Here is a 14,368-nt window from a genome sequence, read left to right on the forward strand (position 1 = left end):
TATTTTTGTTTAAAAGGAATGTTGTCTGACACCCGGGTCTCAATACGTCTGACACCCGGGTGTCATGCTACCCAACACCCGGGTGTCAGGTATGCTGAGACCCGGGTGTCAGACAAGTTATACTTTCATGGGAAAAAAGTAATGGATGCAATCGAAGAAATTTTTATAGGCTATATCTTTTTTCATTTAGTGGAGTGCAAATCACATTTCTTATTCGTCCCTTAAATCCCAACAATTTGTCGCCTATCTGTTTCAATGGAAAGATAAGTGTTTCCTGATACCAAATGCTGTCTTTACGCTGGCTTTTTTGATTGTAAACTACACCGATTCGTCCTTCCAAACGTTCTTGTAGCTCTCCGTTTATGTAAAGTGAGGTCCCTTTGGCATCTCCCTCTACACGAACCTTTGTCCATTTTTCCACAGGCAAACGATAGGAATGGAAGATGAATTCATAGCCGTCGCGCGAGAATGCGAATTTACCCGTATTTTGCCAGTTCGCGGTGAAAACAGAATGGGGACCTTTGAATAAGACCGCATCGATATTGGGCTTTGGATCTGTGTAGATTTCAAATTCCACACTATATGGATAACCGATTTCGGGTATAGAGGTAAGAACCGAGTCGTTACCTTGCAGAATAATTTCCTGGCCGGAAAGTGTTAGGTCTTTTCTGCCATCTATGCTGGCCTGTAGATTTACGCCCGGTGCTTCCGGTGTTGTTCTGCACCACGTTTCGAAGGTTTCAAACGGTATGTTTCTTGTGTTTTCTCCTTTCCAAAGTTTCTCGCTCATAACCTGCATGGCAGGGAAGGTGCGTATATGTACATCCTGTTGGCTGATTCCATTTCCGACACGGTCGTTCCATACAGCAAACATGGCTCCTAATAAATTAGTAGACTGCTCTATCATTTCTCCCTCTTGCATCATTCGTGGTGACCAACTCTCATATATCCATTGATGATCCAGAAAGTTATGGTAGTAATTCACGGCTGGTACGATATATAGAAATGCATCGCATGTATTAATCGCTTTGGCTCCTTCCTGCAGTGCGGTTTCTAAGTCTAGCCAGCTATAATTCCATGCATTGACCGTTTTTCCTTTCAGATTTACGGGGGTATTTCCTTTCATGTGTTTCAGGCTTCCCCATAATCGCGGATTTTTTCCATATTTGGTGATATACTTCAGATAGTATTCAGTGAAATAGCGGAATTGTTCCGCTTCTTTGAGGTTGTACTCATCAGTGCCGATATGTACGTCCGGTCCGACAAATACCGGGTGATCTCCCGAGAGATATTCGTCAAACAAAGTATCAAGGAAATCATATACCTCTTTTTTATAGAGGTCGAGATGATCCATACCATATTCTTTTTTGTCGGCTGCCAGTATCGGATTGTAATGGGTGAAAGCGAGTGAGTGTGCCGGAACATCAATTTCTGGGATGATATTGATTCCATATCGTGCGGCCATTTGCTGGAAGTTGCGGAATTCTTCTTTGGTGTAGGAACCATCTTTGGATGTGAGTCCCGGAAAACGGTCGCTTTCCAATCTGAAGGCGGCGTATGTTTTGTTCCAGTCATTATCGAAAAACTCAACGAAACCATTATCATTCAGATGTATTTGCAGTTCATTCATTTTATAGAACGAGAGAATTTTTACGTAATCCTGCAAATAGTCCATTGTGAAAAATTTTCTGGCTACGTCAATCATCAGTCCGCGGTGAGCATACTGCGGATAATCCAATGCTTTTCCTTTCATGAGTCCGAAAGGCTGGTTATGGATCATTTGCAACAGTGTGCGAGTTCCCCAGAATACTCCTTTTACGGTGGAGGCTTCGATGGTTACATGGTTGCGTATATCCAGTTCATAGCTTTCTTCTCCCAATGATGAAGAGGATTTTTTCACTGACAGATAGATAGAATGATTTTTCGGTTTTCCGGAGGTTACCTGATAATTCCAGCCGAACATATCTTTTAAGTCTTTTGCCATTATTTCCGCAGTTTCTTTCAACAGGTTTTCTGCTTCCGGAGCGATTATAATCTTTCCTGTTTCCGGTAGTGTCAGTTTGCCTTTTGCCCCATTCCAATGTTGTAAGGAGGGAATCACCTGCGGGATATCCGCTTGCGCGTATACTGTCATTCCTAATAGTAGTAAGATGGATAAGATGCTTATTCTCTTTTTCATATTTATTAGATGTTTATATATTAATCTTGATAGCGCAAAACTACGATATTTGGAAGTAAGGGGATTCTAAAAATAGACTTATAGCTTCCAAAATTCATTTTTTCAGTTATATAAGACTATCTTTGTGACTTAATTTGATTAATAATGGAAAGTAAACACAAACTATCCATCAACCAGTGGGCACTGGAAGACCGCCCACGGGAAAAAATGATGGAGAAGGGAGCAGCCGCATTGAGTGATGCCGAACTACTCGCTATATTGATCGGCTCCGGAAATACGGAAGAAAGTGCTGTCGAATTGATGAGACGCCTGCTCCTGTCTTGTGATAACAATCTGAATTCATTGGCAAAATGGGAGGTGTGTGACTATTCCTCTTTCAAAGGTATGGGACCCGCAAAGAGCATTACAGTGATGGCAGCCTTGGAATTAGGCAAACGAAGAAAGCTGCAAGAAACCAAAGAGAGACTTCGAATCACTTGCTCAAAAGATATCTATGATATTTTCCAACCGATCATGTGTGACTTGGAACAGGAAGAATTCTGGGTGCTCCTATTGAACCAGGCAACCAAACTAATTGATAAGGTACGTATAAGTACTGGTGGCATAGACGGAACTTATACCGATGTGCGCACCATTCTCCGGGAAGCATTGCTGCAAAGAGCTACACAAATCGCGGTGGTGCATAACCATCCTTCGGGAAATATTCATCCCAGCCAACCGGACAGGAGCTTGACAGAGCATATCCATAAAGCGGCGGAAACGATGAATATCCGTCTGATAGATCACGTCATCGTTTGTGAAGACGGATTTTTCAGCTTTGCAGATGAGGGCCTACTCTAATTAGTAATACTACCTTATTTAAGTGAGAATATTTTATTTATTCTCACTCCTGCATTCATTTTTATACTGCGTGGGCGTCAAGCCTGTGTACTGTTTGAATGCCGTACTGAAATAACGTAAAGTAGTGAAACCTATCTGATCTGATATTTCAGTAAATGTCAGATCGGTGGTTTTTATCAGAGTAATGGCTTGCTCCAACCTGAATTTGTTGATATAGTCATTTGCCCCCATATCGGTGATAGCCTTCAACTTGTTGTAAAGAGATGTTTTACTCATTCCAATCTCTCTGCAGATAAAAGGAATATCTAAAGACGGATTGCTGATATTCTCGGAAATGAGCTTGTTAAACTTTAACAAGAACGTTTCATCCGCCTGGCTGAAAGTACTCTCCAGCGGTTGAGGGAAGTTGCCTATATGTTGATAGTGCTCTTTCGTTTGCTCCCGGTTGTATAGCCGGTTCTGTATAATCTTAACAAGAGTGTCTATCTCAAAAGGTTTTCCCAGATAAGCGTCCGCCCCGATTTTATACCCATACAGTCGGCTCTGTTCATCATTGCGCGCTGTGAGCAGAATCACAGGAATATGACTGATGCCGATATTCTCTTTTACCGCTTTGCACAGTTCGTATCCATTCATAACCGGCATCATCACATCGCTCACAATAATATCCGGAACTTGCTTTTGCGCTATTTCGAAAGCTTCCCGGCCATCATGTGCTATATAAATTGCTTTGAATAAGGATTTCAATTCTTTGGAGAGGAAATCTGTCAGGTTATGATTGTCGTCTACCAATAGCACTGTGTAATTCTGCGTAGAGAAGTCGAGTGTCTCGGGAGTGTTGATCTCATGATCTACGTCCGGTGTAATCAATTCATTGATGTAAGGTTTCGGCTGGCAGATGACTTCGCCCGACTCTAATCCCAAAGGCAAGTCGAAGAAGAAAGTGGCTCCTCCCGCTTCGTTGTTCATGACTCCGATTTTACCTTTATGCAATTCCACCAGCATCTTGGCGTATGAAAGTCCGACTCCGCTACCGCCAATTTCCTGCTTGCCTTGATAGAAACGGATGAATACTTTCTCCATGTCTTCCTCTTGCATACCTTCTCCCTGATCCAAAACGGAAACACGGACGTATGAGTCATTTTTGCTGGTACGAATAGTGACGGTTGTGTTTTTAGGACTGTGTTTCAGTGCGTTCGTCAATAAGTTTGTGACTACGATTGTACACATACCCTTGTCAAATACCACCTCTTTTATGCTGTCGTCGAGCTGATAATCTATCTGCACTTCCTGGGCAGCTCCCTCGTCCGTAAAATCGGCACCAATCTCCTTTATCCATGAGTTGAATGGATAGGCTTGGAGTTTCAACTTGGTTTCTCCTACTTCCATCTTACGTACGTCCAGCACCATGTTGATAAGATCTTTCATCCGTTGAGCCTGTTTATGTATATTCTTCAACGGTGGATAAATGGCATCTGTAGAAGGAAGTGTCTTTAATATGCGGCTTAGCGGGGCATATATGAGTGTGAGCGGAGTTCGCAGTTCATGGCTGATATTAATCAGAAAACGAACTTTTTCTTCATACACATTCTGCTCGTGTTCTTTCATCATCCATTTCATCTTGTTTTCTTTGCGTCGAAGCAGAACGAAAACAATTTGTACCACAATGCCTATGCAGGCAATGATGCAGAGAGAAACGAACCACCAGCTTCTGTACCAGGGTGGCAGTACGTTTAATGTGAAAAGAAACTGGGGAGTTGTTTCATTTCCTTCCTGTGTGTTACAACTCACCATGATGGGATAACTTCCCGGAGCAAGAGATGGGATCATCAATTCAGGGTTGTAGCCTTCGGTTTTAAGGTCTCCCATTTGGAAATGATAGACTTTGAGCCGGAGAATGTCCGCACCATAAGTCATGACACGGATCTTGATGTTTTTACTGTTCCAGGGGATGGATATCTTGTCTTGATTGAGCTGATACATCCTGTTCTCTCCATTTATGGTCAGTTCGGCAAGGCGTATTTCCGGAGAGTCACTACTCTTTTCTATTTGAGTGTCCGCATTGATACATAGTAAGCCTTTTACACCTCCCATATAGATGTTGCCTTTTGGGGAAATGAGACGGGGCTCGGCCAAGTATTCATTGGGGGAAATTCCATCCGCTTCTCCGAACCATACAAAACGTTTGGCATCGGTGAGCCATATAAAGAGTTTCTGTTCAGCTCCTATCCACACTTTTCCTTTATTGTCGCATAACACGGTATTTACTTCATTAAATAAGGTGGTAGGAATTCTTTCGAATTTGCGGGTATCAGGGTGATAGGTGTACAGGCCGCGGGTGCCTGCAATCCAGAATACGCCCTTGTCATCCCTGGATACAGCATTGAAGAATCCCTGTGGAGCACTTGCAAATATCTCCACTGTGTCTTTTTTACGATCCAGTCTATATATATTATAAGGATCGTTCAGGTAAATGGCAGTGGAATCATATCCAATGGAACTCAACAAGCCTTTTATTTTCACTTCTTTGGCACAAGGGACAGGAGTGAGCTGCCGGGTGGAAGTATGGTAGCGGTAAGGAGGCGAACTCAATATTAAGATTGAATTGGGAGTATCCCGGTATAAGTTGATTGGCTGTCCGCTATAGCGGATGTGATGCTCTAATGAAGGGCTCATAATAGCGAAAGGACGCTTCTTTCCTGTCTTTTTATCGAATATGAAGATACCTTTGGAAAAGGCAGATACTAACAATTCGTTGGGTGTGAAGCCGGTGATGGAGACCATCTTGTCTCCCCAAGTGTCGGGATAGTGCACAAATGCTTCTGTAGAAGGAATGAATTTATTGATACCTCCTCCGTCCGTAGCGATCCAAAGTTCTTCGGAAGCCGGTTCCTGATATAGTTGTAATACCGTACTTTGACTTAATCCTTTGTTGTGCCCTAACACAACATTAGTGTAAGTTCTCATGGATACTTCACGAATATTGATAACCCCTTCACGTTTACTTCCCGCCCATATATTTCCGGCAGAGTCGCTATGCAGGCAGAGTATTGTATTTGTAGGAAGGGAATGATTATCTCCGGAGATATGTTCGAGTACGGTAATATTGCCGGTTGTGGGATCGAGGATATTGATGCCTCCCCCGTCTGTTCCCATCCATATTTTTTGTTTGAATTCGGTCATGCACAATATGATGTCGCTGCTCAAACGGGAGTTTTGAGTGGTATAGCTGGCTATCAATTTTCCCTGGGCGGAGAAACACTTGACGCCATTATTGTAGGTTGACAGCCATATTCTTTGTTGGGAGTCTATGATGATTCCTACGTTGTCGTTCCCGTATTGGAAAGGAAATGGGGTTATCTCGAAATTCTTGAGGTTCATTTGCAGTATGCCCTGTTGCCAGCTTAGACACAATATGGTATCGGTTTTCCACATTTGTATGGATCGTATAATGAACGGCTCGTCGGTCTTGAATTCCCGTATGAGAGAAATCGTGTTGGTGGCATAAGAATATTTATATATCTTGTTGATCCCTCCGAACAGAAGCCCGTCTGCTATTTTGCAGATCGATTTGGCAATGATGGGCTGATTATTTAGTTTGGGGATAAAGAAGTTGTCGTGAATAAGAGAATAACGGGCGATTCCTGTGGTGGTCAGTATCCAGGTTGTCTGCTGATTATCTTCAATAATTTGCAGGATACTGTCGTTAGGCAGGGAATTTTCATTATCAGGTTGTGCGGTGTACTTTTTGAGTTCCGTTCCATCAAATCTGATTAGTCCTGTCGGAGTACCGATCCAGATGAATCCCTTTTGTTCGGTATAGATACAGCTGATGATAGACGGCATTCCGTTTTGGGAACCAATCAGTTTAAAGTCGTAATGGTTACCTATACTTATTGCTGGAAATGTGCCTACGATAAGAAAAGCCAGTAAGCAGAAAAAGTGTTTTATCCAAATACTTTTTTTCATCAGTCAAGATTATTAAGGGGAGATTAGCGAAGCAAAAGTATGATTAATTCTGCTATAAAACAAAAGAAATATTTCCAAAAACCGCCATAAAGACGTTCAAAAACGGAATATGGATGTTTTTGGAAACATTTTGGCGATTTTATGAACTCGCCATTCTGCCAATCAATCTACTTTTGTGGCGTATTTCAATGCCGGGTAGTGTGGGCTATTGGCAAATGAAACTCAAAAAAACTTTTAGTATTAACTTTAATATAATGTTATGAAGAAAATGCAGATTAGGATGCAACTGGTGTGTCTCTTTTCAATGCTTTTACTGTTCTTCCCTGTGGAGCTCTTTGCCCAACAGGGCACTATCACTGGTAAGGTGGTAGACGAACGTGGCGAGTCCGTAATCGGAGCAACCGTTATGGTGAAAGGTTCTACTGATGGTACTATTACCGATTTGGATGGAAACTTTAAAATTAACGGTAAAGTAGGTACAACGATAACTGTCAGCTATGTGGGCTATGCTCCTTTGGAAGTGAAAATCACTAAGCTAACAGGAAATCGGTTCGTGATGAAGGAAGACTCCAAAACTTTGGATGAAGTGGTGGTAGTCGGTATGGGAACACAGAAACGTAATACTATTACAGCGGCTGTAGCTACAGTTAATGCGGATGCAATCGCTACCCGTCCTGTGACGGATGTAACTAGCGCCTTACAAGGTAATGTGGCTGGTTTGAACTTTGCCTCGGATGCTTCAGAAAGTGGTACCGGTGGTGAAGTTGGCGGAGAAATCAAATTTAATATTCGCGGTATCGGTTCTATTAATGGTGGAGAGCCTTATGTATTGGTGGATGGTGTGGAACAGAGCTTGCAGAATGTAAATCCTGCCGATATAGAAAGTATCAGTGTATTGAAAGATGCTTCTGCAGCAGCCGTGTATGGTGCTCGTGCTGCGTATGGTGTGGTGTTAGTAACGACCAAGAGCGGTAAACAGGATAAAGCCCGGGTGACTTATCGCGGTTCTGTGGGTATGAGTGCACCTATCAACATGCCCGAGATGATGAACTCTGTAGAGTTTGCCAATTATAAAAATGCGTACCGTTCGGCAATTGGTGAGTCTCCATACTTCTCACAGGAGACTATTGATTTGATGAATCAGTTTTTGCAGAACCCCTATGGTGAAGGTCTGCCCGGTATTACCGCCAATCAGGAGAATACCGGTTGGCGTGGCGGTGAATCGCAGTATGCCAATACCGACTGGTTTGATTATTTCTATAAAAACAAATCTTTGCGTCATTCACACAATCTAAGTATCTCCGGTGGATCGGACAAAGTGACTTATTATGTCGGTCTGGGTTATACTTACCAGGGTGGTTTGCTGGATCGTGTAGAAGACTCTCTGGATAAATACAACGTGAATACCAAATTTCAGATCAAGCCGAATGACTGGTTGAAGTTTAACTTCAATAACAATATCACGTTGAATCTGATTTCCCGCCCGCTCCCCGATATGTCTATTCTTTATCATCAGATAGCTCGTTCGCAGCCTAATATGGTGACTGAAGTTCCTATTTCCGGGCTTTATAATCTTCCTTCATGGAATGAAGCTTTGTATCTGGACAATGTGGGCTATTCGCAGAACCGCATTTCTGATGCCATGACTTTTGCGGCTACTGTTACGCCTCTGAAAGGCTGGGACATTATCGGAGAGATGAAAGTTCGTTTTGATGTGCAGAATGATGAATTCTTGCAGAAGCAGCCCCGTACCACACGGCCCGACGGAACCATAGAGAATGTAACTGCTCCCCGGCAGGGATATTCTTATCCCGGTATCGAATATTCGAATTCTTTGTGGGGATCAATGACTCGTGGAAATCAATTCAACTATTATTTGTCTCCCAGTGTGTCGTCTTCATATACGAATCAATGGGGTGACCATTTCTTTAAGGCAATGGCCGGTTTCCAGATGGAAGTACAGCAAAACTCAAGCATGTATGCGTATAAAGACGGAGTGATGAGCGATGATACATTCTCTTTTGACAATGCAAACGGAAAAGCCTATAATAGTGAAGCGCGTGACCATTGGGCAACCATGGGATTCTATACCCGTTTGAACTGGAACTACCAGAATGTCTATTTTCTGGAATTTAGCGGACGTTATGATGGTTCGTCACGTTTCGCTTCCGGCAATCGTTGGGGATTTTTCCCTTCTTTCTCTGCCGGTTATGACATTGCCCGTACTGACTACTTCAAGCAATGGAGCTTGCCTGTTTCACAGTTGAAAGTGCGTTTGTCTTACGGACGTTTAGGCAATCAGAATGGAGCCGGACTATATGATTATCTGAACTTCATGACATTGAGACCGGACTATTCAAATGCATGGTTGCTTTCCGGTGTCACTTCGGCTACTCCGGTACGTGGTACAGTCGCTTTAACGCCTTCTATGGTAAGCCCGTACATTACATGGGAAAAAGTGGATAATGCCAACTTAGGTTTCGACCTGACTCTACTTAACAATCGTTTGACGATTACAGCGGATATTTACCAACGTACAACCAAAGACATGATTGGCCCGGCTGAAGCAATTCCTGATATTGGCGGTATTGCTGTTGACCAACGTGCTAAAGTAAATAATGCAACGTTACGTAACCGTGGATGGGAATTGTCGGTTAACTGGTCTGACCAGCTGAAGAATGGTTTCAGTTATGGAATCGGTTTCAATATCTTCGATTACAAAGCAGTGGTAACCAAATACAATAATCCGGAAGGATTGATTTATAACAACCACACCGGTCTGGTTCGTAACAAAGGTTATTACCAGGGAATGGATTTAGGTGAAATCTGGGGATATGAAGCAAATGATCTGTTTCTCACCAACCAGGAAGTAGATGAATATCTGAAAGGAGTAGACATGTCCTTCTTCAAACCGAATAAGGATTGGCAGCGTGGTGATTTGAAATATATCGATTCGAACGGTGATGGTAAAATTGATCCGGGTTCGGGTACATTGAAAGATCACGGTGATTTGAAAATTATCGGTAATACGACTCCTCGTTACTCCTTCGGTCTGAACTTACATGCCGGTTATAAAGGTTTTGAAGTTTCCGCATTGTTCCAGGGAGTCATGAAACGTGATTTCCCGATGGCTGCAAGTACTTATCTGTTTAGCGGTGATTCCAACTTCTTTAAAGAACATTTGGATTATTATAATGTGTACAACCCGGGAGCTTACCTGCCGCGTCTGACAAAACCCGACAGTCCTGAATATAATGCGAACGTAGGTTACAACACTTCACGTTATTTATTGAACGCAGCTTATATGCGACTCAAAAACTTGATGGTTTCTTATAACTTCCAGCCTAAACTGGTTAAGAAGATGGGATTGGAGAACTTGAAAGTGTATTTCACTTGTGATAATCTCTTCACGATTGACAATTTGCCGGACGTATTCGACCCTGAAACCTTGAATCAGGTAAATACATGGGCTGGGGGTAGTAACGAAACTGCTCCGGGATTGACTTCCCCAATGAAACAAAATGGTAACGGAAAGGTATATCCGTTGAATAAAAACTACGTATTTGGTATTGAATTTACCTTTTAAACCATAAGATATGAAAAGAATATATATAATGGCTTTTGTAGCCGCTTCAATATTACCATTTTCATCCTGTTCAGATTTTCTGGATAGGGAACCAATAACCAAGCCGGAAGCCGGTAATTTTCTGACAGGTGCCATACAGGTTGAAAACTATATTAACGGACTATATATGACGTTGCCGTCTTTTAGTAAGTTCGGTTTGGGAGTTCGCAGTGAAGAAAAGAATAGTGACAATATTATTGCAGAAAAGTATGATGCCCGTTTGCATGGACAGAATAACCAGTTTAGCGGAGCTTCCGATTGGCAGACTGGTTATCAGAATCTGCGTAAAGTGAACTATTTTTTTCATAATTATAAAGTACCCGAAGCACAGGAAAACGAAGATGTACTGTCGTTGAAAGGGGAGGCTTACTTTTTACGTGCCTATTGGCATTTCGATTTATTGAAGAAATTCGGTTCTATTCCGGTAATGGATGCTTTTTGGGATGAGAATGCAACAATCGCAGGATTACAGATTCCCGCAAAGACACGTAATGAGGTAGCCCGATTTATTTTGAGTGATTTGGTTGAGGCGAAGAATCTGTTGCATTCGCGCGGTAAATATTCCGGAATTCGTATCAATAAAGAAGCTGCCATGGTTTTGGCAATGAATGTGGCGTTGTATGAAGGAACCTGGGAAAAGTATCACAGCAGCGATGATTTTGCATCTTCCACTAACGAATCAAATTATTTCTTGGGTGAAGTTATTAACTGGGGAAATGAACTGTTCGGTTGTGGCATTGATCTGTATAAAACCGGGCAAAATCCGGGAGATGCTTTTGCGGCATTGTTCAATAGCAAAGATTTGTCAGGAATGGGCGAAGTGCTATTGTGGAGGAAATATTCGAGTGATGAAGGCGTCTTTCATGATGTCAACGGTAATCTGAAGGCAGGTGTTGTCGACTCGGAAGGAGCTGCCGGAATTACTCAAAGCCTGGTGGATAATTATCTGAATGCCGATGGAACATTTATTGATCCGACAAATGAGAAATTTAAGGATTTCAAGGAAACATTTGAAGGCCGTGACCCTAGATTGATTCAAACGGTGATGAATGAAGGTGCTAAATTTGCTTCTGCCACTACTGCCACCCCAATGCATCTGGAAGAATATACGGATGAAGAGAAGAATACTATTAGCCCTCCTAAATTGGCGGGAGATGGAAACACACGTTCTTTGACGGGTTATCATATCCGTTTGGGAATAGATACCACCTTTGTAAGTGGCAATGGTGAGACTGCTTTACCTATTATTCGTTATGCTGAAGGTCTTTTGGCTTATGCAGAAGCTGCCGCTGAACTGGAAATGTGGAGCGATGATATAGCAAATAAGACTTTGAAAGCGCTTCGTGAACGTGCAGGAGTGAAATATCTGGCACCGGCAAAGGATGCTAATTTCACCGATTTCGGTTATGCATTGACTCCTGTTTTACAGGAAATCCGTCGTGAACGCCGTTCTGAACTTGCTTTGCAAGGTTTCCGGCTGGATGATCTCATGCGTTGGAAAGCTGATAAACTGATTGTTGGAAAGCGTGGTAAAGGTGCTTATGTGGGTGATGAATCTATTTTATTCAAATCTTACAGTCCGGATAATCAGAAAAGAATCAGAGAGCGTCTGACGCTTGATGATAACAAGTGGGCGGACCCGATGGCCGGAACACTGCCAAGCGGATATCAATTCCATGCAGATAGGGATTATCTGTTACCGATCCCTCCTTCAGAATTGGAATTGAACAAAAAGTTGAAACAAAACCCGAAATGGTAATCATTAATAATGATATAATAGGATAGATTATGAAGAAATATTTCTATAGATTATTACCAATTTGCCTGTTTATCCTTGCAATGACAGGCTGTAATGACACCGAGACGGTTATCTCTATCGGAGAAGCCCGGAATCTGGTGGCCGAAATCAGTACTCAAAGTGCTGCTATCGGAGATAATGTGACCTTTACAGTGAAGGTAGATCAGCAAGACAATCAGTTGGCACTCGAAGAAGATATAGACGTTGTTCTGACTTTTGCAGGTAAGAATGTAGAAGGAAAGGATGTCCCTACATCTGATGTCTTTGAAGGCTTTGCCGGTCATCTTTTTATGAAGAAAGGTGAGAAACAGGGATTTACCGAATTTAAGGTAAAGAACGATCTGGCTAAATATCCCATATCAGGCACTATCACCGCTTATGTCAGAGGATATAAGATCAATGCGGCTGAACGTCCGATTGTGGTATCTGATAAACACTACACCATCTTGTCATTGAAGAACAATTCGGACAATACGGTGAAAGAGTATGGCTCATTTATTCTGGTCGCTACGGTAGGAGCGTCGGCTAAGGAAGATGTAGTCGTTCATATTGATGCGGGTGAAGATGCGGATAAATATGAGAATCTGCCGAGCGAATTGGTGGTGAAAGCCGGGTATAAAACAGCTGAATCTGAACTTATATGGGTGAAAGGAGAGAAAGGACCGAATACTTTCACTTCTGTGTCTATGTCTTTTGCTACCGATTCTGAAATTCATCCGGTATATGGAGATAAGTTGGAAATTAAGGTTACTGATACGGATGCAGGTTTGACTCCGGGCACCGAGTTAACCAATGAGCAATGGGTGTATACAGATCCGGATCAGATATTTGTATCAGCCAACAATAAAAAGGCGGTAGAAAAATGGGATGAGGTAAGAGCTGCGTCAGCACTATTGATAAAGGAAGGCGATCCGCATCCGAATGAAGCGTTGGCTGCCGAAGGATGGACATTCCTGAATTCTTATGAGTTCCACCCGATTGATGCTTTAACAGAAGGTACCGGCCTCCCCAATCAATACGGTAATCGTCCTCCACGTTTTATGGCGGCACAGAATGTGGCTAACACACAGAAAGTACAAGCTGTTGTAAACGAAAAATATGCAACGATGACTCAGGATGGATATTTGAAGATGTGGTGTGCGTATGATCCGGGAATCAGCGTGACGGGAGAAATCACAGGAACAAGAGATTTCGGAGTTTCCTCTCTCTATGCAAGTAAGTTTGATGGTGTGCCTACGGGTGCCGATTCCTGGGAATCCAGTAATGTACGTATTTTGCCGGGCACTCGTGTGGAAGTTAGAATCCGTGTACGTGGAAAGAAACACTCTTTCAACTCGGCAGTCTGGTTCCAGGGAAATATCAGAGGTGTGCAATGGTCTACCTATGGTGAGGTTGACTTGCTGGAAAATCCGGCTACCAATGCGAATCCGAATGGTGCTTGGCAGACTTTCCACTGGAATGATATATCTACTTCACCCGGTGATAAGTATAAACCGTCTTCAGGACAGATGATAATATCGGATATGGATGAATTTGATATTTATTGGATGGAATGGAGAGATAATAACGAAATTGCTTTAGGTATTAATGGTAAGGAGAATGTAAGCATGAGGACTGATGGCAGCTATACCGGAGTTGCTAATGGAACGGCTTCATGGAACTCGTCTACGCATTGGCCGTTTACGGACAAGTATAATACGGAAGGTTTACACTTACTGTTGACGTTTGCCGGATGTAATGAATGGTCACTTGGTGAGGCTGCGGCAGAGCAGGCTGGTAAAGATGGCAGTTGGGCAAACGACTTTAAGCATATTTCTTATCAGGAAAGTAAGTCTAGCAATGATACGCCACGTATGGAAATCGACTGGATACGTTTCTATAAGAAGCCAACCTACGACTATTTTGGAAGTGGTACTCCAACGCGTAACAAACCAATGTATTAATGGTTGTTGAAATA

At 42.6% G+C, this 14,368-nt stretch carries 6 protein-coding genes; 4 read left to right on the plus strand and 2 right to left on the minus strand.

The features are described 5' to 3' along the window. Window positions 1-163 precede the first annotated feature (163 nt). Window positions 164-2,179, minus strand: a complete 2,016-nt coding sequence (locus H8796_RS08805) for a family 20 glycosylhydrolase (protein WP_117935496.1) — start codon at window positions 2,177-2,179, stop codon at window positions 164-166. Between the two features lie 144 nt (window positions 2,180-2,323). Here H8796_RS08805 and radC point away from each other — a divergent pair, with 144 nt between their 5' ends. Beyond that, a complete protein-coding gene (gene radC / locus H8796_RS08810) occupies window positions 2,324-3,019 on the plus strand; it encodes a DNA repair protein RadC (RefSeq protein WP_004299741.1) in 696 nt (231 codons plus the stop codon). Between the two features lie 33 nt (window positions 3,020-3,052). On the opposite strand, the gene H8796_RS08815 is transcribed toward radC, so the two are convergent. Further along, on the minus strand, window positions 3,053-6,988 hold the full coding sequence (locus H8796_RS08815) for an ATP-binding protein (protein ID WP_117935498.1): 3,936 nt from the start codon (window positions 6,986-6,988) through the stop codon (window positions 3,053-3,055). Window positions 6,989-7,247: 259 nt separating this feature from the next. On the opposite strand from H8796_RS08815, the gene H8796_RS08820 reads away from it, so the two are divergent. From H8796_RS08820 to H8796_RS08830, 3 genes are read left to right on the plus strand one after another with little or no spacing between them, the layout of a single operon-like run. Further along, window positions 7,248-10,574 (plus strand): TonB-dependent receptor, encoded by a 3,327-nt coding sequence (locus H8796_RS08820; RefSeq protein ID WP_117935500.1) that lies wholly within the window; start codon window positions 7,248-7,250, stop codon window positions 10,572-10,574. A gap of 10 nt (window positions 10,575-10,584) precedes the next feature. After that, window positions 10,585-12,372 carry a RagB/SusD family nutrient uptake outer membrane protein gene (locus H8796_RS08825; RefSeq protein ID WP_117935502.1) on the plus strand — a complete coding sequence of 596 codons (1,788 nt, stop codon included), beginning with the start codon at window positions 10,585-10,587 and terminating at the stop codon, window positions 12,370-12,372. Between the two features lie 29 nt (window positions 12,373-12,401). Then, window positions 12,402-14,354, plus strand: a complete 1,953-nt coding sequence (locus tag H8796_RS08830; RefSeq protein WP_117935504.1) for a DUF5006 domain-containing protein — start codon at window positions 12,402-12,404, stop codon at window positions 14,352-14,354. The last annotated feature ends 14 nt before the right edge of the window (window positions 14,355-14,368 follow it).

It is taken from the genome of Bacteroides sp. M10, from assembly GCF_014334015.1.
GTDB lineage: Bacteria > Bacteroidota > Bacteroidia > Bacteroidales > Bacteroidaceae > Bacteroides > Bacteroides intestinigallinarum.